The sequence below is a fragment of the Micromonospora sp. DT233 genome (assembly GCF_049841815.1).
Classification (GTDB): Bacteria; Actinomycetota; Actinomycetes; order Mycobacteriales; family Micromonosporaceae; genus Micromonospora.
Genome location: NZ_JBNCLB010000017.1, coordinates 34589 through 57630, shown reverse-complemented (window position 1 = coordinate 57630; position 23042 = coordinate 34589). Strand labels below are relative to the sequence as shown.

Genomic DNA, 23042 nt, shown 5'->3' with positions numbered 1-23042 from the left:
CAACTAGTCCTGTTCGTCAGGCTCGTCGGCATTGCGAGCAATCGCCACGATAGTCACGCCGTCCGGGAGGTCCATCAGCTTGACCCCCATTGTGTTCCGGTCACGGGTACGGCGTACAGGCTTCACCGGAGTCCGGATGACGCCACCGTTGCTGGTGATCGCGAACAACTCGTCGTCCGGGTGGATCACCACCGCACCGACCAGACCACCGCGTCGTTCGGTGATCTTCGCGGTCAGCACGCCCTTACCTCCCCGGCCCTGGACCGGGTATTCCTCGATCGGGGTACGTTTGGCGTATCCCCCGTTCGTGGCCACCAGCACGTCCAACCCCTCGCGGACGACCTCCATCGCCAGCAGGACGTCGTCGTCGGTGAACCGCATGCCGATCACGCCCGACGTGGCCCGCCCCATCGGCCGCAGCGCCTCGTCGGTCGCGTTGAAGCGGATCGCCTGGGCGTTCTTCGACACCAGCAACAGGTCGTCGGACGGCGCCACCAGGGCAGCACCGACCAGCTCGTCCTCATCGCGCAGGTTGATCGCGATGACTCCGCCGGAACGGTTGGAGTCGAACTCCTCGAGCCGCGTCTTCTTCACCAGGCCGTTCTTCGTGGCCAGTACCAGGTAGGGGGCCACCTGGTAGTTCGGAATTTCGATGATCTGCGCGATCCGCTCGTCCGGTTGGAACGCGAGCAGATTGGCCACGTGCTGGCCCTTGGCTACCCTACTGGCTTCCGGAAGTTCGTACGCCTTGGCCCGGTACACGCGGCCCTTGTTCGTGAAGAACAGCATCCAGTCGTGCGTGGAGCAGACGAAGAAGTGGCTGACGATGTCGTCCTGCCGCAGCGTGGCCCCGCTGACCCCCTTGCCGCCGCGCCGCTGCGAGCGGTACAGGTCCACCTTGGTCCGCTTCGCGTACCCGGTGCGGGTGATGGTGACCACCACGTCCTCGCGGGCGATCAGGTCCTCCATGGAGACCTCGCCGTCGAACGGCATGATCTTCGTACGCCGCTCGTCGCCCCACTTCGCGACGATCTCGCCGAGCTCCTCGGAGACGATCCGCCGCTGCCGTTCCGGCTTGGCCAGGATGTCCTTGAGGTCCGCGATCTCGATTTCCAGCTTGGCCAGGTCGTCGAGGATCCGCTGCCGCTCCAGGGCGGCCAGCCGGCGCAGCTGCATGTCCAGGATCGCGGTGGCCTGGATCTCGTCGATGTCCAGCAACCGGATCAGGCCCTGCCGGGCGTCGTCCACCGTGGGCGAACGCCGGATCAGGGCGATCACCTCGTCGAGGGCGTCCAGCGCCTTCGACAGGCCGCGCAGGATGTGCGCCCGCTCCTCGGCCTTGCGCAGCCGGAACGCCGTCCGCCGCCGGATCACCTCGATCTGGTGCTCGACGTAGTAGCGCAGGAACTGGGCCAGGTTCAGCGTGCGCGGCACGCCGTCGACCAGCGCCAGCATGTTGGCGCCGAAGGTCTCCTGGAGCTGGGTGTGCTTGTAGAGGTTGTTGAGCACCACCTTGGCGACCGCGTCGCGCTTGAGCACGAGCACGATCCGCATGCCGGTACGCCCGGAGGACTCGTCGCGGATGTCGGCGATCCCGGCGAGCTTGCCCTCCTTGATCAGCTCCGCGATCCGCTCGGCCAGGTTGTCCGGGTTCACCTGGTACGGCAGCTCGCTGACCACCAGGCAGGGCCGGCCCCGCTTGTCCTCCTCGACCTCCACCACGGCCCGCATCCGGATCGAACCCCGACCCGTGCGGTACGCGTCCTGGATCGCCTGGGTGCCGACGATCAGGCCGTGCGTCGGGAAGTCCGGGCCCTTGACGATCTCGATGAGCGCGTCGAGGGTCTCCGCCTCCTCCACGTCCGGGTTGTCCAGGCACCACTGCACCGCCGCGCCGATCTCGCGCAGGTTGTGCGGCGGGATCTTGGTGGCCATGCCGACCGCGATCCCCTCGGAGCCGTTGATCAGCAGGTTCGGAATCCGCGACGGCAGGATCGTGGGCTCCTTGGCCCGGCCGTCGTAGTTGTCCTGCATGTCGACGGTGTCCTCGTCGATGTCCCGCAGCATCTCCATCGCCAGCGGGTCGAGCTTGCACTCGGTGTTGTGGCTGACGAAGCCGTCGGAGACGAACGAGTGATCGTCGGTGTCCACCCGGATGCTGTAGACCGGCTGCACCCCGGCGTCGGTGACGCTGGCCACCTCGGCGTAGTAGAACCGGCCGTCGACCAGCGGCTCGACCACGTCGAGCACCTCGCGCTCGGTGATCCGGGCGGCGATCTCGTCGCGGTCGCGCTCCCAGCGCTCGATCCGGTCGACGTTGTGCCGGCGCAGCCAGTCCCGCTCGGTCCACCGGGTCGCGCCGTGCTCGCGGATGAAGTCGCCGACCAGCGGCACGAAGTCGCCGGAGAGCGCGGTGCTGCTCGCCGGCACGGCGGCCAGCTCCGACTCCAGCTTGGCCTGCTTGCGGCCGAGGAAACCGACGTGGGCGGCGAAGATCCGCGCGTCGCGGCGGTTGGTGACGACCACCTTGATCTCGCCCGAGTCGTACCGGCACTGCCGGCTGATCACGCCGAACTCCAGCAGCAGCTGCTGGACCTCCCCGGCCAGCCGCTCGCTGCGGGTCGAGTACGAGACCTGGATGCTGTTGCGGGGCAGCAGCGAGGACGAGCCGTCGCCCTCGAAGAGCGCCTGGAGGAACGCCCGCTTGATCGCCGCCGGCCCCTGCCAGACGAACTCGGGAACGAACTTCGCGGCGCTGCCCGCCCCGACCAGCTCGCCGAGGATGCTCGCCCGCAGCGCGGAGAGGTCCTGGATGTCGATCTCGTGCAACACGCTGCCGGAGGCGATCGTGCGCTGGCTGACGTAGCGCGGGCCGCCGACGGCGAGGTCGTAGGCCGCGAGGACGCGGACGAAGAACTCCCGGTCGACGTTGTTGAAGCCGGCCCGCTCCTGCGACACCCAGCCCTCGCTGACGAACGCGCCGGCCAGCACCGCCGCCTCGACGTGCTCGAGCATCGGGTAGCCGATCTCGTCCGGCACCGTCCGCTGGAGGACCACCCGGTCGCCGGGGGACGTCTCGGCGAGCAGCTTCCACAGCAGGGTCGGCACGCCGGCCACGTCCACCAGGCAGAGCACCGGGTGGTTGTGGGTGCCGGTCAGCTCGTACCCCTCGCGGGTGCGCAGCCGCAGGGTGGCGTGCTCGCCGGAGTGGAAGAACCGGGAGGCGTGCACCAGGTCGCCGTTGCGGTCGCGGACCTTGAGCGAGACGTCGGTCTCGCTGCTCGGTGCCGCGCCCGGCACGAGCTGGTCGATCCGGACCGACCCATCGGCCGTACGAATCCGGACATCTCCCGAAATACAGTAACGCATCGCGGCAGCCGGATCGTTGCCCGGCGAGCCGAAGTTGCCGTTGCCGTCGACCAGCGGGTACCGCAGCGACCAGGACTGCGCCATCCGGACCAGCGCGTCGTAGATGGCCGAGTCGCCGTGCGGGTGGAACTGGCCCATCACGTCGCCGACGACCCGGGAGCACTTCACGTATCCCCGGTCCGGCCGGTAGCCGGAGTCGAACATGGCGTAGAGGATCTTGCGGTGGACCGGCTTGAGCCCGTCCCGGACGTCCGGCAGCGCCCGCCCGACGATGACGCTCATCGCGTAGTCGAGGTAGGAGCGCTGCATCTCCACCTCGAGGCCGACCGGCTCGACGCGGTCGTGCTGCACGACTGCGGCGAGGGCCTCGGGGACCTCGGGTTCGCTCGGGGTGGACTCGGGGGTATCGGTCACTGTTTAACCCTTATCAGAATCAGAGTCGGTTTCATGCTGTGGATAACCGCTGTGGAAACCGACCGTGCTGTGGATAACTCTGTGGATGAGCGGGCGACCCGGTGGAGAACCGGCCCGCCCGCCCGGTCCGTCAGATGTCCAGGAAGCGGACGTCCTTGGCGTTGCGCTGGATGAACGAGCGGCGTGCCTCGACGTCCTCACCCATCAGCACAGTGAACAGCTCGTCGGCGGTCGCCGCGTCGTCGAGCGTCACCTGACGCAGGGTGCGGGTCGCCGGGTTCATCGTGGTCTCCCAGAGCTCGGGATAGTTCATCTCGCCGAGGCCCTTGAAGCGCTGGATGTCGTCCGGCTTGGCGTTCGGCTTCTTCTGCTGGCGCAGCGCGATCAGCCCGTCCCGCTCGCGGTCGGAGTAGGCGTACTGCGCGTCGTCGCCCTTCTTGTTCCACTTGATCTTGTAGAGCGGCGGGGCAGCCAGGTAGACGTGGCCCAGCTCGACCAGCGGCCGCATGAAGCGGAACAGCAGGGTGAGCAGGAGCGTCTGGATGTGCTGGCCGTCGACGTCGGCGTCGGCCATCAGCACCGTCTTGTGGTACCGCAGCTTCTCGATGTCGAAGTCGTCGTGGATGCCGGTGCCCAGCGCGGTGATCAGCGCCTGGACCTCGGCGTTCTTGAGCACCCGGTCGATCCGGGCCTTCTCCACGTTGAGGATCTTGCCGCGGATCGGCAGGATCGCCTGGGTGCGCGGGTCCCGGCCCTGCTTGGCCGAGCCGCCGGCCGAGTCGCCCTCGACGATGAAGACCTCGGACTCGCGCGGGTCGGTGGACTGGCAGTCGGCCAGCTTGCCCGGCATCGAGCCGGACTCCAGCAGCGACTTGCGCCGGGCCAGCTTGCGCGCCTGCTGCGCGGCGATCCGGGCCCGGGCGGCCTGGGACGCCTTCTGGATGATGGTCTTCGCCTCGGCCGGGTTCCGGTCGAACCAGTCCACCAGCCGGTCGTTGCAGACCCGCTGCACGAAGCTCTTCACCGGGGTGTTGCCGAGCTTGGTCTTGGTCTGCCCCTCGAACTGCGGGTCGGTGAGCTTGACCGAGATGATCGCGGCGAGCCCCTCGCGGATGTCCTCCCCGGAGAGCCGCTCGTCGCCCTTGAGCAGCTTCTTCTCCGCGCCGTAGCGGTTGACCACGCTGGTCAGCGCGGCCCGGAAGCCCTCCTCGTGGGTGCCGCCCTCGTGGGTGTTGATCGTGTTGGCGAAGGTGTAGACCGACTCGCCGTACGACTCGTTCCACTGCATGGCGATCTCGACCGACATGCCCTCTTCCTCGGACCCGAACTCGACCACCGTCTTGTGCATCGGGTTCTTGGAGGCGTTGAGGTGCCGGACGAAGTCGGCGATGCCGCCCTGGTAGCAGAAGGTGACCTCGCGGATCCGGCCGTCCTCGCCCTCGGCGACCCGCTCGTCGAGCAGGTGGATGGTGAGGCCGCGGTTGAGGAAGGCCATCTCCTGCAGGCGGCGGTAGATGGTCTGGAAGTCGAACTCGACGGTCTCGAAGATCTCCGCGTCGGGCCAGAACTCGACGGTCGACCCGGTGTGGTCGGTGGCCTCGCCCTTCTCCAGCGGTTCTGGCTTGGAGTAGACGTACTTCTGCCGCCAGACGAAGCCGGACTTGTGGATCAACACCGCCATCCGGGTGGAGAGGGCGTTGACCACGGAGACGCCGACGCCGTGCAGACCGCCGGAGACCGCGTACGCCTTGCCGTCGAACTTGCCGCCGGCGTGCAGCACCGTCAGCGCGACTTCGACGCCGGGCTTCTTCAACTTGGGGTGCAGGTCGACCGGGAAGCCACGGCCGTTGTCGACGACCCGCACCCCGCCGTCGGCCAGCAGCACCACGTCGACGCGGTCGCAGTAACCGGCCAGCGCCTCGTCCACGGCGTTGTTGACGACCTCCCACACCAGGTGGTGCAGACCGCGTTCGCCGGTCGACCCGATGTACATGCCGGGCCGCTTGCGGACGGCCTCCAGCCCTTCCAGGACGGTGATCGACTCGGCGCCGTACTCCTGCTTGTCCTGCGCTGCCACCCTCGGCCACTTTCTCGCGCCGCTCGGGCCGCTGCTAGCGGCACGGCGGGCGCGGGTTCGGCGGACAGGACGCGACGTCGGCGTGCGGACCGACACCGGGGACACTCTCCCGGGCACGGGCCGAAACGCCGGTCGCCGCGGTTGCCCGCGGATCGCGATCGGCTCGACCCGGCGTGGGACAATCATCGCGGGCCGGTGGGCCCGTGTCCGTCGCTCCGTGCCGGGTCTTCGTCTCAACCTCAATCTTACTGTGCGCGGACGACAGAACCACCACTCGGCACCTCTTCGCGGCGGCTGAGAACTTCGTAGCCGGCCGAACCGCGCCACCCACGGCCCCCCCTACACGCCACGACCCGATCGGGAAATCGCGCCGCAGCCGGGTCGGGCCGCAACACGGGGGCCGGGGTCGCGCCGGACCGGGCGGTGGGCGTACCTTTGCGGCGCCACCGTGGCCGTTCTTGATCTTTTCCGGTCGGAACCGGACGATCGACGGCGAACGCTTCGACACGTGCTCAAGGGGTGACACCAGATGGGGCTGGACAACGTCGCGGTGCACTGGCCGCGCACCGGCCGCTTCTACGACCCGGTCGCGCCGGCCGAGTTCGTCGACTTCGGCGAGATCGTCGAGGTGCCGGGCATCTCCGCGCCGACGGCCGCCCTCGCGGAACACATCGCCAAGACCGGGACCGTGCGGGCCACGGCCTACACCGAGCTGGTCGACCTGCTGCTCGGGCTGGAAAATGTGCTCTACGCCACGGACGCCGCCGCCGAGGACGAGGACCCGGTGATCGACCCGGACGGCTGCTCCTGGATCGCCGGCGGCGTCGAGCGCTTCGTGGCCGGGCACCGCCCGCACGGCGAGACGGTCACCTTCGACTCGGTCAGCGCCGTGCTGCGCGGCCTGCTGGCCGACGGCCGCCTCGCCGAGCAGCAACTGCGCTGGCTGGCCAGCCGCCTGGACGCGCTGCGCGACGAGAACGGCGATCCGCCGCAGTGGGACTTCAGCTGCGCCGAGTTGGGCGTCCTGGCCGCCTTCTACCGCCGCTGCGCCGACCGGGGGTTCGCCGTCTACGCCGACGCCTGAGCAGGCCGCCCCGCCGGTGGTGTACGAATTGTGGCGTACAGCGGATGTCCTGGCGACACGGGAAAGGCCACGCGGATGAGCGGCGACGAGCAGGCGACCGGCGACCCGACGGGTGGGGGCGGCCGGATCATGGGTTGGGTGTTCCGCCACCTCGCCGGCCCCTCCCAGGTGCAGGGGGCGGTGCAGGGCGGCTCACGGCACGCCCGGGATGCCTGGAAGCAGGACCTGGAGCGGCGCAAGCAGTGGAGCCGGGAGCAGCGGGAGCGCAAGCGCGCCGAGCGGGAAGCCCGCCGCGCCGAGCAGTGAGGCTCAGCCGTACGTGTCGCGGGGGCCCCGCCCCCGGACCCGGCGCGGCCCCTTGGACCACGACGGCGCGGCCGGGCCGTGGATGTGCAGCTTGCGCACCACGTTGTGCCCCACCTCGCTGGCGATCTGCCGCAGCAGGGAGGCGGCGAGCAGCCGGAGCTGGGTCGCCCACGCGGTCGAGCGGGCCTCCACGGTCAGCTCGCCGTTCTCCAGCTTCACCGGTCGGCTGTTCTGGGCGACCTCCGAGCCCACCACCCGCTCCCACGCGCCGAAGACCGTCGCCTCGGCCGCCGGCTGCGCCCAGCCCCGCGCCTTGACCAGCCGGTTGAGCACGGCGCTCAGCGGCTGCGGGTCGCGCGGGTCCGGGCCCGGCCCGGAGTAGCCGCGCAGCCGTCGGCCGCCCTCGCCGTCGCCGGAGACCGCGCTGCGCTGTCGGGTGCGGGCCGTCGCCGCGCGCCGGGCCTTCGCGGCGTCGAGCACCGCCCGCGCCAGCTCCGGCCCGGCCGCCCCGCCGGCCGGCTCCGCCCCGCCGGCCTCGGCCGCCGGGGCGGCGTCGGCCGCTCGCCCCTCGGGCCGCCCGGTGGCGGCGTTCGGCCGCGTGGCGGCAGCGTCGTTCGGCTGCGCCGCCTGGCCGCCGGCCCGCCGCCCGGCCCGCCGCGGCGCGGCGGCCTCGTCGCCGCCCGGCTGGGCCTGCGACCCGGACGTGCTTCCGTCGGCGGCCGCTCCGGTCGGGGTACGCCCCCGGCGGGGTGGCCCGGTGCGGGCCGGTGGAAGTTGCGGCTCATTCGACACGGCGTACCGTCCCCTCGCCCACCCGGTACCGGGTGCCCCGCAGGCCGTCCGGCACGTCGTCGTCCACGGCGCAGGTGACCAGCACCTGGCTGGCCCCGCCGACCAGCTCCGCCAGCCGGTCCCGGCGGCCGGCGTCCAGCTCGGCGAAGACGTCGTCGAGCACCAGCACCGGCTCGATGCCGTCGGAGCGGAGCAGGTCGTAGCCGGCCAGCCGCAGCGCCAGCGCGAACGACCAGGACTCGCCGTGGCTGGCGTACCCCTTGGCGGGCAGCGGGCCCAGGTTGAGCACCAGGTCGTCGCGGTGCGGGCCGACCAGGGTGGTGCCGCGCTCCACCTCGGCGGAGCGGGACTCGGCCAGCGCCGTGGTCAGCGCCGCCGCGAGGGCCTCCCGGTCCGGCGTCGGGCCGGGCAGCTCCACCGACGGCCGGTAGGTGATCCCCGCCGCGCCCCGGCCCGCCGCCACCGCGTCGTACGCCTTGGTGACGTGCGGGCCGATGGCGGCGACCAGCTCCAGCCGGCCGGCCAGCAGCTCGGCGCCGTGCCGGGCCAGGTGGGTGTCCCAGACCGCGAGGGTGGAGAGGTCACCGCCGCGCGACCCGCCGGTCTTGCGGGCCAGGTACGCGGTGCGCAGCAGGGCGTTGCGCTGCTTGACCACCCGCTCGTAGTCGGCGCGTACCCCGGCGTAGCGGGGCTGGCGGTTGACCAGCAGGTCGTCGAGGTAGCGGCGGCGCTCGGCCGGGTCGCCCCGGACGAGTTCCAGGTCCTCCGGGGCGAAGAGCACCAGCCGCAGCGCGCCGAGCACGTCGCGCGGCCGCCGGGCCGGGGAGCGCCCCAGCCGGGCCCGGTTGGCCTTGCCGGGGACGATCTCCAGCTCGACCAGCAGCTCGCGCCCCTCGTGGGCCACGGCGCAGCGGATCACCGCGGCGGAGGCGCCCATCCGGACCAGGGGGGCGTCCGTGGCGACCCGGTGCGAGTCCAGGGTCGCCACGTAGCCCAGTGCCTCGACCAGGTTGGTCTTGCCGACGCCGTTGGCGCCGGTCAGCACGTTCGGACCCGGCTCCAGGTCGACGCCGACCCGCTCGTAGGAGCGGAAGTCGACCAGTTCGAGCCGGCGGACGTACACAGGTTGTGGGTGCCGCTCAGCGCTTGTGCACGGCGTGGCCGCCGAACTGCTGACGCAGCGCGGCGACGGCCTTCATGGCGGGCGAGTCGTCCTGCCGGGAGGCGAACCGGGCGAAGAGCGACGCGGTGATGACGTTCAGCGGCACGGCCAGCCGGACGGCCTCGTCGACGGTCCAGCGGCCCTCGCCGGTGTCCTCCGTGTAGCCGCTGAGCTCGGCGAGCTCCGGGTCCTCGTCGAGGGCTCGGTCGAGCAGGTCGAGCAACCAGGAGCGGACCACGGTGCCCTCGCGCCAGGACTTGAACACGCCCGGCACGTTGGTGACGAACTCCGACTTGGCCAGCAGCTCGTAGCCCTCGGCGTAGGCGTGCATGAGGCCGTACTCGATGCCGTTGTGCACCATCTTGGCGTAGTGCCCGGCGCCGACGGGGCCAGCGTGCACGAAGCCGAACTCGCCAGCCGGCTTGAGCGCCTCGAAGATCGGCATCAGCCGGTCGACGTGCTCCTGCGCGCCGCCGACCATCAGGCCGTACCCGTTCTTGTTGCCCCAGACGCCGCCGGAGACGCCGACGTCCAGGTACCCGATGCCCTGCTCGGCGAGGCGCTCCGCGCGGGGGGCGTCGTCGCTGAACCGGGAGTTGCCGCCGTCGATGATGATGTCGCCGTCGCCGAGCAGCCCGGCGAGCTCGTCGATGGTCGTGTCGGTGACCCCGGCCGGGACCATCACCCAGACCGCGCGGGGGGCGGCGAGCTTGTCGACCAGCTCGGCGAGGTCGGCGGCGTCGCTCAGCTCCGCGTTGCGGTCGTAGCCGACGACCTCGTGCCCGGCGGCGCGCAACCGTTCGCGCATGTTGCCGCCCATCCGGCCGAGTCCTACGAGGCCGAGCTGCATCTGTTCCTACCTCCGCTGCGTCTGGATCAAGGGGGGTGCGATCAGCGGGAGACGCGGATCGGCATGATCAGGTATCGGTACCCGGGGATGACGTCGCCATCCTCGCCGGAGGGGGAGATCACGGCCGGCTTGAACGCGTCGACGAACGACAGCACCGCGAACTGGGCGCCCAGGTTGGTCAGGCCGTCGATCAGGTACTGCGGGTTGAACCCGATGGTCAGCGGCTCGCCGGTGAAGGTGGCGTCCATGGCCTCGCTGGCGCGGGCCTCCTCGGTGCCGCCGGCCTCGACGACGAGCCCGTCGGTGCTGAAGCTGAGCAGCACCGGGGTGGTGCGCTCGGCGACCAGGGCGACGCGCTTGACGACCTCGATCAGGGCGCTCACCGCGACCCGGGCCTCGGCGTTGTGGCTGGCCGGGAAGAGCGAGCGCACCGGCGGGTAGTTCGCCCCGTCGAGCAGCCGGCTGGTGGTGCGCCGGGTGCCACCGGAGAAGCCGATCATGCCCTCGCCGGCCGCGCCCTGGGACAGCGACACGGTGACCTGGCCGCCGAGCGGGCCGAGGGCCTTGGCGGTGTCGTGCAGGGTCCGGGCCGGCACCAGGGCGTTGATGCTCACCTCGGGGTCGTCGGGGTTCCACTCCATCTCGCGCAGGGCGAGGCGGTAGCGGTCGGTGGCGAGCATCGCCACGTTGCCCCCGGAGAGCTCGATGCGCACGCCGGTCATCATCGGCAGCGTCTCGTCGCGGCCGGCGGCCACGGCCACCTGGGCGACGGCCGCGGCGAACGCGGCGGCGTCGACGGTGCCGGCGCTGGCCGGCATCTCCGGCAGCGAGGGGTAGTCCTCCACCGGCATGGTGGGCAGGGTGAACCGCGCGCTGCCGCAGACCAGCTCCAGGTGCGCGCCGACGGCGGCGATGTCCACCGGCTTGGCCGGCAGCGCCTTGGTGATCTCGGCGAGCAGGCGGCCGGAGACCAGGGCGGCCCCGTCGGCGTCGCCCTGCACGTCGACGGTCACCTGGCTGGAGACCTCGTAGTCGAAGCCGGAGACCTGCAGGTTGCCGTCGGTCACCCGCAGCATCACACCGGCCAGCACCGGCACGGACGGCCGGTTGGGCAGGCTCTTCGCCGTCCACGCCACGGCCTCGGCGAGCGCGTCGCGCTCCACTCGGAACTTCATAACTGCCTCCGCGTCGACGTCAGCGCCAACTCTCTCATGCCGACCGCTGCCCACCGTCCCGCCCGACCGTGCGGGTCTCATCGCACCTTAGGGCGCGAGGGCATCGGCTGTACGCCCGGCCCCGTGCATCGCTCGGTGCCGGGCCGGGTGTCTCCGGGCCGGTTGCGAGCCCATCCACAGCAAGCCCAACGGTGATGATTGGTTTTTGTTCTCTTAAGAAGAGAACCTCATAGTCTTCATCGGTCCTGTGCAAACTGTGGAAAACCCGCGTTTGCGCTGGTAGGAGCGTTATCCACCGGTGAATTGGCTGTGGAGAACCTGGGCTTAACCGGCCCCTGCGTCCACAGGCAGCGGGGGCGGGCCGAGTTGTCCACCGTCGTCCACCGGTTATCCACCGGTTATCCACCGACTTTCTCCCCAGTCCTGTGGACAGGCGAACCGGCCCGAGTCGTCGTTGTCCCCAGAACCTTCAACAGGAAATTCACAGGCCACCCGGGAACGGTGGATGACGAGCGGCGTCGTCCACAGCCGTCCACAGGCATCCACAGGGTCGTCCCCAGGGTTTTTCCACAGCCTGTGGGTAACTGGCCTGAGACGCCGCGTAGTTATCCACCACCGGTGGATAACTTGCTGTGGATAACTTGGGGGCGTTGTGGACAACCTGGGCGGATTCGAGGGCTCCGGCGGGCCTCGCTGGGGGCCTCGGCCGGCCAAGGGGTGCCGAGCAGCTCCGGCAGCGGTCTGTGGACGGCGGGCGGTCCGGGCGAAAAGTGGCGCGGGTCACACCGCTGTGCGCCTCGGCGGAGACACCGGTCATTCGCCGGGACACCGGTCATCGCAGGGGACACCGGTCATCGCCGGGGACACCGGTCATCGCCGGGATCGTGCTGCGGTCGGATTCGGACACCCGTTATCCGGGCCCGTGCGCACGCCCGCGCGCCGTGTCGTGGCCGGGCCGCCGGTGGCGGCCCTGGCGCGCGGTCCCGGCGCGTAGCGCTGGTGGGGAGCCCCGGCCGCGTCGGCCGTCGGCCACGACCGGCCCGCTGCGGTCCGGGCTGTCGCGGACGGCGAACCGCCGGCTGCCGGCCGAACGTGATCGACTTCTTGTGCGGTATGTGGTGGCGTCCGGGTCTTGTCAGGCCGCGTTGTGCCGCACATTGAGCTGATCAACCCGCCGCTGCCGGGGCGGCCGGGCGTCGACGATCGGACCACCGGCCCGAGCGCCGGCCCGAAAGGCGGGGCTCAGGTGGTCTGCTTGATCCGGTTGGTCAGCTCGGCGATCTGGTTGTAGAGCGAGCGGCGCTCCGCCATCTGCTGCCGGATTTTCCGGTCGGCGTGCATGACCGTGGTGTGGTCCCGCCCACCGAAGGCCTGCCCGATGCGGGGCAGCGACAGGTCGGTCAGTTCCCGGCACAGGTACATGGCCACCTGGCGGGCGTTGACCAGCACCCGGGACCGCGAGTGCCCGCGCAGGTCCTCCAGGCTGACGCCGAAGTACTCGGAGGTGGAGACCATGATCTGGTCGGCGGTGATCTCCGGGCCGGCGCCGTCGGGGATGAAGTCCCGCAGCACCTCCTCGGCCAGCGACAGCTCCACGGTCGATCGGGTGAGGCTGGCGAAGGCGGTGACGCGGATTAGCGCCCCCTCCAGCTCCCGGATCGAGTTCGACACCCGCGACGCGATGAACTCCAACACGTCCGGCGGGGCGTAGAGCCGCTCCTGCGCCGCCTTCTTCTGCAGGATCGCGATCCGCGTCTCCAGGTCCGGCGGCTGGATGTCGGCCAGCAGCCCCCACTCGAACCGGGTCCGCAGCCGGTCCTCCAGGGTGGCCAGCTGCTTCGGCGACCGGTCGGAGGTGATCACGATCTGCTTGTTGGCGTTGTGCAGGGTGTTGAACGTGTGGAAGAACTCCTCCTGGGTCCGCTCGCGGTTCTCCAGGAACTGGATGTCGTCGATCAGCAGGATGTCGACGTCGCGGTAGCGGCGCTGGAACGCACTGGTCTTGTCGTCGCGCAGCGAGTTGATGAAGTCGTTGGTGAACTCTTCGGTCGAGACGTACCGGACCGAGCGGGCGTTGCCCAGCGTGGTGGCGTAGTGGCCGATCGCGTGCAGCAGGTGGGTCTTGCCCAGCCCGGAGCTGCCGTAGATGAACAGCGGGTTGTACGCCTTCGCCGGCGACTCGGCGACGGCCACCGACGCGGCGTGCGCGAACCGGTTGGACGAGCCGATGACGAACGTCTCGAACATGTACTTCGGGTTGAGCCGGTTGCCGCCGCTCTCCGTCCCACCGGGCAGCCGCCTGTCGTCCCGGCCGCCGGGACGGTGATTCGCGCCACCGCGCCCGGGCCCGCTGTCCGTGCCGCCGTCGCGGGGCAGCCGGGGGCCGGCGTCGCGGTACCGGGGCTCGTACGGCCGGGTGTCGGTGCCCGGCCCCTCGTAGCCGCGCCGGTCCTGGCCCGGCCTCGGCGGGGCCAGCGGCTCGGCGAAGGCCGCGCTGAACAGCGGCTCCTGGGCGTCCCGGCTGTTCGGCACGAGGCCGGGCCGGTGCCCGTCGGCGGCCGTCGACGGGCGGGGGTCGCCACCCTCGGCCGCCTGGTGCTCCGCCGTGCCGCGCTGTGGATAGTTTCCGTCGTGCCCGGCGTAGTTTCCGTCACGCTCGGCGTAACCGTCGTCACGTCCGGAGTACCCGCGGTTGCGGTCCGGGTAGCCGGCGTCGCGCCCGCCGGCCGGCCGGCCGTGGCCGCCGTGGTCGCCACGATCGCCGTGGTCGCCGTGCTCGCCACGATCGGGCTCCCTGCGGTCCGGGTAGCCGGGGGTGGAGAAGCCGGCGGTCTGCTCGTGCCGGTTGCCCGGCCCGTCGTAGCCCCGCGCGTCGAACGTGGGCGGGGCGTCGAAGTTGGGGGGACCGTCCTGGTCGCCATCGGGGGTGCTGCGGTAGACCGTGCCGCCCGGCCGGCCGGCCGGGTCCTCGGGCGCCCGCACGGTGACCGCCACCTGTATCGGCCGGCCGAGCCGCCGCGTCAACGCCTCGGTGATCGCCGGCCGCAGCCGGGACTCGATCACGTCCCGCGTGAAGGCGTCCGGCACGGAGAGCAGCGCGGTGTCCTCCACGATCGCGCGGAGCCGGGTGAGCCGCAGGTACGCGCGTTGCTGCGCGGAGATGATCTCATCGGCGAGCTCGTCCGTGGCCGCAGTCCACACCGCGGCAAGGTCGGTCGTACCGGCCACCGTCGTGCCACCCCCTCGCCTCTGCTCCCGACCGCCGCTGTGGTCCAGCCCGAATGGCTCACCGGTCGGCGTTGTCCACAAGTTATCCACAGCCTGTGTGCCGACCGATCGGGGCCTCCCGCCGGAGCGGGTCGGACCTGCCCCTGGCTGGGCAGGCGCTGAAGCGGGTTTCACCGTGCCGAACGATTCACTACCCTGTCGGGTCTTGCCCGCCGGCGGCAACCGGTGCCGACACCGACCAGCCTGGCCACCGACCAGCCTGGCCACCGACCCGACCGGCCGCGACACCGACCGCAAACGCGCACGGTAACAGCGGGGGGCGGGGGCCATCAACCGCCGGCGCGTGGCACCCTTGTCGGCATCAGTGAAAACCGCCGCTTCGGTCGTCCGCAGGGGCAGGTGATGGGCGTCGGCGAGGTGTTTGACGGTCATTGTCCCGCTGCGTAGGCTGGAACGGCTGCTCTGCCGCCCTCTGCTAGGGTGGTGTGTGCTTGCTGTCCGTGGTCGTCATCCTCGCCTCGTCGAGGCCCGCGCCGCCGGGCAGCACCGATCGGGGGCCACCGCCGAGGTGGCCTGGACCACCACACGACCCCGGCGGTCCAGCGCCCGGGGCGTACGAAAACGGAGAGCCTGACGTGAGCAAGCGCACCTACCAGCCGAACAACCGCCGGCGCGCGAAGACCCACGGCTTCCGGCTGCGCATGCGCACCCGGGCCGGCCGCGCCATCATCGCGACCCGTCGCTCCAAGGGCCGCACCCGCCTGTCGGCCTGAGCCGACCGGTCTGATTCGGGGGACGTGGGCTCGTGCTGGCGGCCGCGCAACGACTGCGGCGCAGCAGCGACTTCGCCGCAGCGGTTCGCGGTGGCAGACGTGCCGGGCGAGGCGCGGTGGTCGTCCACCTGAGCCTGCCCCACACACCCGGATCGACAACCGACACGCCGCCGGAGCCGGCGCGGAGCACCGGTGCGGAGGAGACCTCCGCACCGACCCGCGCCGGCTTCGTCGTCTCCAAGGCCGTCGGCCCGGCCGTCGTCCGTAACACCGTCCGCCGCCGGCTGCGGCACCTGGTCCGCGAGCGACTGACGGCCCTGCCCCCAGGCGGCACCCTCGTCGTACGCGCGCTGCCCGCCGCCGCCGAGGCGTCGTACGCGGGGCTCGCCGCCGACCTCGACGCGGCGCTCGCCGCAGCCGTCCGCACCCCTCGGGGGCGGCGATCCCGATGAGCAGCGGTTCCACCGCATCCCGGCCGCCAAGCCCGGGTGCCCGGGTGCTGACCTGGCCGATCATCGCGTACCGTCGTTGGATAAGCCCGGCGTTGCCGGCCCGCTGTCGGTTCCACCCGTCGTGCAGTGCGTACGCCGTCGAGGCCCTCTCCCGCCACGGCGCGATCCGGGGGTCCGGCCTCACGGTCCGACGGTTGTCGCGCTGCCACCCCTTTCACCCTGGTGGATACGACCCGGTGCCCGAGCCGGGCGGCCGCCGCCGCGCCGATGTGACTGGAGCCTGAGAATTGTTCAGTCTGGACTGGATCTACTCCGCGATCTCGTGGATCCTGCTGACCTGGCACTCGGCCTGGGACGCCATCGGGGTGTCGGCCGGCACCGTAATCGGCACGAACTGGTCCTGGATCCTGGCCATCATCTTCCTGGTCGTCACCCTGCGGGTGATCCTGTTCCCGATCTTCGTCAAGCAGATCAAGTCCCAGCGGGCCATGCAGTCGTTGCAGCCCAAGGTCAAGGAGCTGCAGGAGAAGCACAAGGGTGACAAGGAGACGCTCCAGAAGGAAATGATGGAGCTCTACCGGAAGGAAAAGGCCAACCCGCTCATGGGTTGCCTTCCGATGTTCCTCCAGATCCCGGTCTTCCTCGGCCTCTTCCACGTGCTGCGCCGCCTCGACCCGGCCAAGTCGGAGGACAAGAAGACCCTCTACGGCTGGACGGTCGAGCAGTTCAACAGCGTCTCGCAGGCGGAGATCTTCACCGCGCCGATCGCCGCCAAGTTCGGCTCGACCGCCGACGAGTTGGCCCGCCTGGGCGCCAACGGCACCACCGTGAAGGTGATCGCCGGCATCCTGGTGCTGTTCATGATGGGCACCACGTACCTCACCAGCCGCCAGATGATCCTCAAGACCGGCTGGGCCGAGGACCCGCAGCAGCGGATGGTGCAGCGCCTGATGCTCTACGGCATCCCGCTGTCGCTGCTCATCTCCGGCGCCATCTTCCCCATCGGCGTGGTCATCTATTGGGTCGTCAACAACCTGTTCACCCTCGGTCAGCAGCAGTGGGTGCTGCGCAAGTACCCGCCGCCGCCCAGCCCCGTGCGCCCCGGCGCGACCCCGTCCCGTAACCCGGTCCAGCCGGCGAAGACCGCCGGGCTGTTCGGCCGCAAGGCCGCCCCGGCCCCGGCGAAGCAGGCCCCGACCACGCCCAAGGTCGCCGGGCCGAAGCCGGGTGCCAAGCCGATCAAGCCGGGCACCAAGCCTGCCACCCCGGCCACCCCGGCCGCGAAGCCGACCACTCCGGCCGCGAAGGCAGCCGGCCCGGGTGCCAAGGCGGCCGGACCGAAGAAGAGCGGCCCGGCCAAGCGCCAGGGCTGACCGCGCCTGCCGTGCGTCGCCGGTCGGGTCGGCGGCGCACGGACCGCCCCAAGGCAGCCGCCCGCGCAGGGCCGGCGCCGGGGCGGAACCCACCGCGCGCAGCGCGGTCGCGGGCGAAACTGGCCCGTACAGACGTGCCCGGGGCACCGCCGGTCTCCCGCCGGCCGGCCCCGGGGAATCCAGCGGACCCGACGGTCCGGCGAGCGAGTACGGAGATGAGACCGTGACCGAGACCAGCATCCCCAGCGCGGACCAGTCGGTGGAGGAGGAGGACACGCCGATCGAGGCCACCGCCACCGGCGACACCGAGTCGGCGGAGCCCGAGACCGGGCCGGCCGCGCGGGAGAAGAAGGCACCGGCCGAGAGCGAGCTGTTCCAGCAGAGCGAAATCGCCGCCGACTACGTCGAGGGGCTGCTCGACATCCTCGACTACGACGGCGACATCGACGAGTTGGTCTCCGGGGGGCGCCCGGTCGTCGAGGTGGTCGGTGACGGGTTGCAGAACCTGGTCGGCCAGCGCGGCGCGACGCTGGAGGCGCTCCAGGAGCTGACCCGGCTCGCGGTGTTCCGGCAGACCGGCACCCCGAGCCGGCTGCTGCTCGACGTCGGGGGCTACCGGGCCAACCGCCGCAAGGAGCTCGGCGCCGTGGCCAAGAACGCCGTCGAGAAGGTCAAGGAGTACGGCGAGCCGGTGCGGCTGGAGCCGATGTCGGCGTTCGAGCGCAAGTGCGTCCACGACGTCGTCAACGCGATGACCGGGGTGGAGAGCGAGTCCGAGGGCGTCGAGCCGAACCGGCGCATCATCATCCGGCCGGCGGACTGATCGAGTGACGCGCGACGACCGCACGGCTGCTGCCGTGTCCGGCCCGGGTGGCACGCCACCCGGGCCGTCGCCTGTCCGGCGAAGCAACGACCGGCAGGACAGGATCGACCGGCCGGGCGGAGACGATCGCCCGGCAGACCTGCACGATTCCCCGCCCGCACCGGCTTCGAGCTCCGCGCCGGATCCGGCTTCCGAGCCCGATTCGGCCGCCGGGCCGGATCCGAGCTCCGGGCCGGATCCGAGCTCCGGGCCCGACCCGAGCGCCGCGGCGCTGCCGCCGGAGTTGGCGGTCGCGGCCAGGACCCTGTTCGGCGACCGGCTCGACCTCGCCGCCGCGTACGCCGAACTGCTGGCCACCGACGGCGTGCTCCGGGGTCTGATCGGGCCCCGGGAGGCACCCCGGGTCTGGGACCGGCACCTGCTCAACTGCGCCGCCGTGACGGAGCGCATCCCGCAGGGCGTGACGGTGCTCGACGTCGGTTCGGGAGCCGGCCTGCCCGGTCTGGCGATCGCCATTGCCCGCCCCGACCTGACCGTGACGCTGATCGAGCCGCTGGCCCGACGCACGTCCTTCCTCGTTGAGATCGTCGAGCGGCTCGGGCTGGCGAAGACGGTCCGGGTGTTCCGCGGCCGCGCCGACGAGGCGGCGACCGGGTCCGCCGGGGTGGGGCCGTTCAGCGGCGACATCGTGACGGCTCGGGCGGTCGCCCCACTGGACCGGCTCGCCGCCTGGTGTCTGCCGCTGACCGTGCGCGGCGGACGGGTGATCGCGTTGAAGGGGGCCTCCGCCGCCGACGAGATCACCGAGCACGCCCAGGCGGTCGTCAAACTCGGCGGCGGCGAGCCCGCGTTGCATCGGTGCGGGGTCGGCGTGATCGAGCCGCCCGCCACCGTGGTGGAGATCACCCGGGAGCGGGTCCTGAAGCAGCCCAAGCCGACGCCGAAGCGCGCGCGCGGCGGTCAGCGCCGGGGTCGCTGATTCGACTTCCTCGACCTGCGGCCGGCTTCCGGCCGCAGGTCGAGTCGTTGAATCGGGTACGGGGTGCGGTCGAGGGCGAAGCCCGACGTGGACCGGCCGAGCCCGTCCGCCGTAGGCTGGCCGCGTCGACAGTGTGGAGTGGCCGTCAGCTACGGGCCGAGGGGTCCCGGTCACCCGCACCGGGCCGTACGCTCCGTGGTGCGACGCGCGGCCAGGACGACGGGGTGCGGACCGACCATCCGGAGCGGGTAGGGATGACAGGTGCATGACGACGGCAGGTACGACGACGATCCACGGGTGACGAGCGGCTACGTGGGGCCCTCCGCAGCCGTACCCGTTTCACGTGAAACCGACCGCCGCGACCGGGGCGGGGAGGTGGCGGCTCCCGCCTCGCTCGACTGCGCGCCGGTGGTTCACCGCGAGGCACCGACGGGCGTTCCGGCCGATTCTCCGACATCTGCGGCCCACGGGTCGGTCTACGGCGCGGCGAACCCCGACGATCCCGTCGCCGAACGTTCTCCCGTAGCCAGCCGCCGCGACGCGGCCGCACCGGAGCGGGCCGGAGCGCCGCCCACTGGCAGGGCGGCCTACCCCCGCCGACCCACCCACGATGCGGCTCCCCCGGCCGCCGTTGCTGTCGACACGCCGGCACCGCCGGCCGAGGCCTACCGGACCGATCCGGTGGAGGCCGCGTACGTTTCACGTGAAACCCCGACGCGCGAAGAGGATGACCCACCGTTGGCTATGGAGGCTATGCGCGCCGTGCAGATCCTTAATCCGAGTGGCGAGGTGACCATGCCCCGCCCCGAGCGGACCCGGGTGATGTGCGTCGCCAACCAGAAGGGTGGCGTGGGTAAGACCACGACCACGGTGAACCTGGCAGTGGCGCTCGCCCTGCACGGCAACCGGGTCCTCGTGGTCGACCTGGACCCGCAGGGCAACGCGTCGACGGGGCTGAACGTCCCCCACCACACCGGGATCCCGGACGTCTACGACTGCCTGATCAACAGTGTGCCTCTTGAGGAGGTCGCCCAGGGCGTCGAGGGCATCCCGAACCTCTGGTGCGTGCCCGCCACCATCGACCTGGCGGGTGCCGAGATCGAGCTGGTGTCGGTGGTGGCTCGGGAGTCCCGGCTGGTGCGGGCGATCGACGCCTACCCCGGGCACTTCGACTACGTCTTCATCGACTGCCCGCCCTCGCTCGGCCTGCTCACCGTCAACGCGTTGGTTGCCGCGCAGGAGGTGTTGATCCCGATTCAGTGCGAGTACTACGCACTGGAGGGGCTCAACCAGTTGATCAACAACATCAACCTGGTACGCCAGCACCTCAACCCGAAGCTTGACGTCTCCACCATCCTGCTCACCATGTACGACCGCCGCACCCGGCTGGCCGACGCCGTCGAGCAGGACGTCCGGAACCACTTCGGCGACAAGGTGCTCCAGGCGGTCATCCCCCGAAACGTGCGTGTCTCGGAGGCACCGAGCTACGGGCAGTCGGTCATGACCTACGATCCCGGTTCGCGGGGGGCGACGAGTTACTTCGAGGCCGCCCAGGAGATCGCCGAGCGTGGGGTCAAGGAGCCGAGCCGGAATGCGTAGTGCGGACGAGTCGCTGGGAGGCGTCGTATGAAGAACCGTCCTCGGGGCGGTTTGGGCCGGGGTCTTGGGGCACTGATCCCCACCGGCCCGGTCCCGCCCACCGCAACGGCGACGCCGGACGGCGGTGAGGTCGCCTCGATTCCGCCGGCGATGGTCCCGTCGCCGCCGGCCCCGGCAGGCGAGGCAGCCGCCGACGGCCCCACCGCCGACGCCTTCGACACCGCCGAGACCAAGACGGCCGTAGCGGCCGTCGCGGCGGAGCCGGAGTACCAGCTGAGCCCGGTGCCAGGGGCCCGGTTCGCCGAGATTGCGGTCGACGCGATCATGCCCAATCCGAAGCAGCCCCGGCAGGTCTTCGACGAGGATGCCCTGGAAGAGCTGAAGACCTCCATTCAGGAGGTGGGCTTCCTCCAGCCGATCGTGGTTCGCGCGCTGGACGGCGAGAAGTACGAACTCGTCATGGGTGAGCGCCGGTGGCGGGCCGCACAGGCGGTGGGCCGCGAGAGCATCCCCGCGATCATCCGGGACACCCGGGACGACGCCATGCTGCGGGACGCGCTGCTGGAGAACATCCACCGGGCGAACCTCAACCCGCTGGAAGAGGCGGCCGCCTACCAGCAGCTCCTGGAGGAGTTCGGCGCCACCCACGAGGAACTGGCCCGGCGGATCGGCCGCAGCCGCCCGCAGATCTCCAACACGATTCGCCTGCTGAACCTGCCCGCCCCCGTGCAGCGGCGGGTCGCCGCCGGGGTGCTCTCGGCCGGGCACGCCCGCGCCCTGCTGAGCCTGGACGAGTCGGAGGCGCAGGAGCAGCTCGCCAAGCGCATCGTCGCCGAAGGGCTCTCCGTCCGGGCCACCGAGGAGATCGTCGCCCTCGCGTTGGCCGACGGCCCGGCCAAGGCCCCCGCCGCGCAGCGACGGGCAAAGCCGCACGCTCCCGCCCTGACCGATCTTGCCGATCGGCTCTCCGACCGCTTCGACACCCGGGTCAAGGTGGACATCGGCCGGAGCAAGGGCAAGATCACCATTGAGTTCGCCACGGTCGACGACCTGGAACGGATCGTCGGCATCATCGGGGTCGGCCAGGAGGAAGCCCCCGAGGACTGATCCGTCCGACGACCACCACCTTCGGCCGCGCCGCCCGCCAGGGCGACGCGGCCGGTGCGCTTTCCGGGCTGCCGTCGACTTCGGCTTTCGGGGCTGCGGTCGACGGCTTTCGTGCCGGCGTGGCACTCGTCGGGTGCGGTCGATCGCCGTGCCGGCCCGGCTGGTGGTCGGCGTGGCCGGTGGCACGCTCGCAGGCACATTTCGGATGTCGGGTTACGCCCGCCCGGCAGTGCAATGGAGGCGATCGCGCGGCCGACCCGTCGGTGACGCGTGCGCGGGTGATCGGCTCGGGATCGGAAGGCAGCGAGAGCCCGCTGTACGCGGCCGTGCAGCCACGGGACAGCGAGACGCACCCGACACGGCGCTGATGCGATCTTCGGCCCGCTGAGGGCCGTCTGGCGCCTCGAGCCTAGGGCTCGGTGCTTCTGGTGGCGAGGCGGAAGCTGTGCCGGCGGTCAACCCGTCAACCGCCGGGGGGTGACTTAGCGGCGTGGCACAGCACGGGAGAGACGTGTACGCCCCCGCTCGGCACGCTTGCCCCCGCAGAGCGCGGTACGGCAATCACGCCGTTATGCCAGTCATGCCCCCGGCCCGGCCCGACCCGATCCCACCAGCACGGCGAGGCACGGCACGGCGAGGCACGGCACGGCGAGGCACGGCAGCGACGGACCGCGTGAAGGGCTAGCCGGTACCCGAGGCCGCGAAGGAAAGGACGCGGTTTCACGTGGAACCGTCCGCCTCCCGCCTCCCGCCTCCCGCCTCCCGCCTCCCGCCGACCTCTCGCCACCGCATGACGCCGGGCAGAGGCGTCGGGGCGGTTTCACGTGGAACCGCCCCGCCCTCACGAGGAGCCATCGGCCAGGCCGGGGAGCTGACCCGCCGACACCCCTTGCCGCTGTTGGCGAGCCGGGGCGGCCCGGTTTCACGTGAAACCGCCAACCGTCATCGACGGGCCAGGCGCGGTTTCACGTGAAACCGGGCCGCCCTTCGTCGCGGGGGAGTCCGGGGGCGGGGCACGTTCCACGTGAAACCGCCGTTCGTCGTCCCGGAGGCGGGCGCGGTTCCACGTGAAACCAGGGACCGGTGGCCGCTCGGCGGCGCACCCCGGCCAGACACGTGGACCGGGAATCGCCGCGTGGGCATCGCCTGTTCGATCCGGCTCGTCACCGCGATCGAGGCCGTCTAGCCGACTCACGGAGGCGTCGAGCGCCAATTGCGCATTCGATGGCGCGTCTGCCAAAGTCCCATCGTTCGACCGCCCTGCCGGACGTGCCACCGTGGCCGCCATGCAGCGGCCCCAAAGGTGCCGCTCCCCGTCGCCCGTCCGTAGGTTCACTGCCAGCCCGCCCCGCTCCGCTGGCACCCAGCACCACATCCAAGGAACAACCCGCCCTGCGACGCCTCCCGCAAGCGGAGGGACGCGGTCCAGAGGGCAGGGAAAGCGCGGAGCGGAAAATGTCGAGCCGGAGACGTGGAGCC

Annotated in this window: 16 protein-coding genes and 1 pseudogene; 10 read left to right on the top strand and 7 right to left on the bottom strand. The window is 71.3% G+C overall.

From position 1 onward, the window contains the following. Nucleotides 1–3 precede the first annotated feature (3 nt). Together gyrA and gyrB are read right to left on the bottom strand one after the other, a co-directional pair. Complete coding sequence (gene gyrA / locus ACLQ2V_RS25335; RefSeq protein ID WP_425721079.1) at nt 4–3783, bottom strand: intein-containing DNA gyrase subunit A; 3780 nt, start codon at nt 3781–3783, stop codon at nt 4–6. A gap of 130 nt (nt 3784–3913) precedes the next feature. Continuing rightward, a complete protein-coding gene (gyrB, locus tag ACLQ2V_RS25330; RefSeq protein ID WP_425721078.1) occupies nt 3914–5860 on the bottom strand; it encodes a DNA topoisomerase (ATP-hydrolyzing) subunit B in 1947 nt (648 codons plus the stop codon). 529 nt (nt 5861–6389) lie between these two features. Between gyrB and ACLQ2V_RS25325 the strand changes: the two genes are divergently transcribed. After that, on the top strand, nt 6390–6944 hold the full coding sequence (locus ACLQ2V_RS25325; RefSeq protein ID WP_425721077.1) for a hypothetical protein: 555 nt from the start codon (nt 6390–6392) through the stop codon (nt 6942–6944). Between the two features lie 75 nt (nt 6945–7019). Then, nucleotides 7020–7250, top strand: a complete 231-nt coding sequence (locus tag ACLQ2V_RS25320; protein ID WP_425721076.1) for a hypothetical protein — start codon at nt 7020–7022, stop codon at nt 7248–7250. Between the two features lie 3 nt (nt 7251–7253). Here ACLQ2V_RS25320 and ACLQ2V_RS25315 read toward each other — a convergent pair. From ACLQ2V_RS25315 to dnaA, 5 genes and pseudogenes are all read right to left on the bottom strand, one after another. Beyond that, nucleotides 7254–7847 (bottom strand): annotated as a pseudogene (locus ACLQ2V_RS25315) (DciA family protein); the annotation flags it as partial. A gap of 184 nt (nt 7848–8031) precedes the next feature. Next, nucleotides 8032–9165: a DNA replication/repair protein RecF gene (gene recF, locus ACLQ2V_RS25310; protein ID WP_425721075.1), complete on the bottom strand. Its 1134-nt coding sequence runs from the start codon at nt 9163–9165 to the stop codon at nt 8032–8034. Between the two features lie 16 nt (nt 9166–9181). Beyond that, entirely contained in the window at nt 9182–10054 is an 873-nt protein-coding gene (gnd, locus tag ACLQ2V_RS25305) for a phosphogluconate dehydrogenase (NAD(+)-dependent, decarboxylating) (protein ID WP_425721074.1), read from the bottom strand. 41 nt (nt 10055–10095) lie between these two features. Continuing rightward, nucleotides 10096–11229, bottom strand: coding sequence for a DNA polymerase III subunit beta (dnaN, locus tag ACLQ2V_RS25300; RefSeq protein ID WP_425721073.1), 1134 nt, complete (start codon nt 11227–11229; stop codon nt 10096–10098). A 1242-nt stretch (nt 11230–12471) separates the two neighbouring features. After that, nucleotides 12472–14787 carry a chromosomal replication initiator protein DnaA gene (gene dnaA / locus ACLQ2V_RS25295; protein WP_425721151.1) on the bottom strand — a complete coding sequence of 772 codons (2316 nt, stop codon included), beginning with the start codon at nt 14785–14787 and terminating at the stop codon, nt 12472–12474. Nucleotides 14788–15092: 305 nt separating this feature from the next. Here dnaA and rpmH point away from each other — a divergent pair, with 305 nt between their 5' ends. From rpmH to ACLQ2V_RS25255, 8 genes are all read left to right on the top strand, one after another. Further along, nucleotides 15093–15230 (top strand): 50S ribosomal protein L34, encoded by a 138-nt coding sequence (rpmH, locus tag ACLQ2V_RS25290; RefSeq protein ID WP_184680567.1) that lies wholly within the window; start codon nt 15093–15095, stop codon nt 15228–15230. A gap of 32 nt (nt 15231–15262) precedes the next feature. Then, on the top strand, nt 15263–15682 hold the full coding sequence (rnpA, locus tag ACLQ2V_RS25285; protein WP_425721072.1) for a ribonuclease P protein component: 420 nt from the start codon (nt 15263–15265) through the stop codon (nt 15680–15682). Then, nucleotides 15679–15966: a membrane protein insertion efficiency factor YidD gene (gene yidD / locus ACLQ2V_RS25280; RefSeq protein WP_425721071.1), complete on the top strand. Its 288-nt coding sequence runs from the start codon at nt 15679–15681 to the stop codon at nt 15964–15966. Before rnpA ends, yidD begins: the two co-directional genes overlap by 4 nt. A gap of 3 nt (nt 15967–15969) precedes the next feature. Beyond that, on the top strand, nt 15970–17055 hold the full coding sequence (gene yidC / locus ACLQ2V_RS25275; RefSeq protein WP_425721070.1) for a membrane protein insertase YidC: 1086 nt from the start codon (nt 15970–15972) through the stop codon (nt 17053–17055). Nucleotides 17056–17278: 223 nt separating this feature from the next. Then, on the top strand, nt 17279–17878 hold the full coding sequence (locus ACLQ2V_RS25270; RefSeq protein ID WP_425721069.1) for a protein jag: 600 nt from the start codon (nt 17279–17281) through the stop codon (nt 17876–17878). Nucleotides 17879–18161: 283 nt separating this feature from the next. After that, nucleotides 18162–18857, top strand: a complete 696-nt coding sequence (rsmG, locus tag ACLQ2V_RS25265; RefSeq protein ID WP_425721068.1) for a 16S rRNA (guanine(527)-N(7))-methyltransferase RsmG — start codon at nt 18162–18164, stop codon at nt 18855–18857. Nucleotides 18858–19118: 261 nt separating this feature from the next. Further along, complete coding sequence (locus ACLQ2V_RS25260) at nt 19119–20456, top strand: AAA family ATPase (RefSeq protein WP_425721067.1); 1338 nt, start codon at nt 19119–19121, stop codon at nt 20454–20456. A 27-nt stretch (nt 20457–20483) separates the two neighbouring features. Further along, nucleotides 20484–21563: a ParB/RepB/Spo0J family partition protein gene (locus tag ACLQ2V_RS25255; RefSeq protein ID WP_425721066.1), complete on the top strand. Its 1080-nt coding sequence runs from the start codon at nt 20484–20486 to the stop codon at nt 21561–21563. Nucleotides 21564–23042: the final 1479 nt, after the last annotated feature.

Coding starts and splice junctions, on each gene's coding strand:
- ACLQ2V_RS25255 (WP_425721066.1), top strand. CDS start 20,484: ATGAAGAACCGTCCTCGGGGCGGTTTGGGCCGGGGTCTTGGGGCACTG.
- gnd (WP_425721074.1), bottom strand. CDS start 10,054: ATGCAGCTCGGCCTCGTAGGACTCGGCCGGATGGGCGGCAACATGCGC.
- ACLQ2V_RS25320 (WP_425721076.1), top strand. CDS start 7,020: ATGAGCGGCGACGAGCAGGCGACCGGCGACCCGACGGGTGGGGGCGGC.
- dnaN (WP_425721073.1), bottom strand. CDS start 11,229: ATGAAGTTCCGAGTGGAGCGCGACGCGCTCGCCGAGGCCGTGGCGTGG.
- dnaA (WP_425721151.1), bottom strand. CDS start 14,787: ATGGCCCCCGCCCCCCGCTGTTACCGTGCGCGTTTGCGGTCGGTGTCG.
- yidD (WP_425721071.1), top strand. CDS start 15,679: ATGAGCAGCGGTTCCACCGCATCCCGGCCGCCAAGCCCGGGTGCCCGG.
- ACLQ2V_RS25325 (WP_425721077.1), top strand. CDS start 6,390: ATGGGGCTGGACAACGTCGCGGTGCACTGGCCGCGCACCGGCCGCTTC.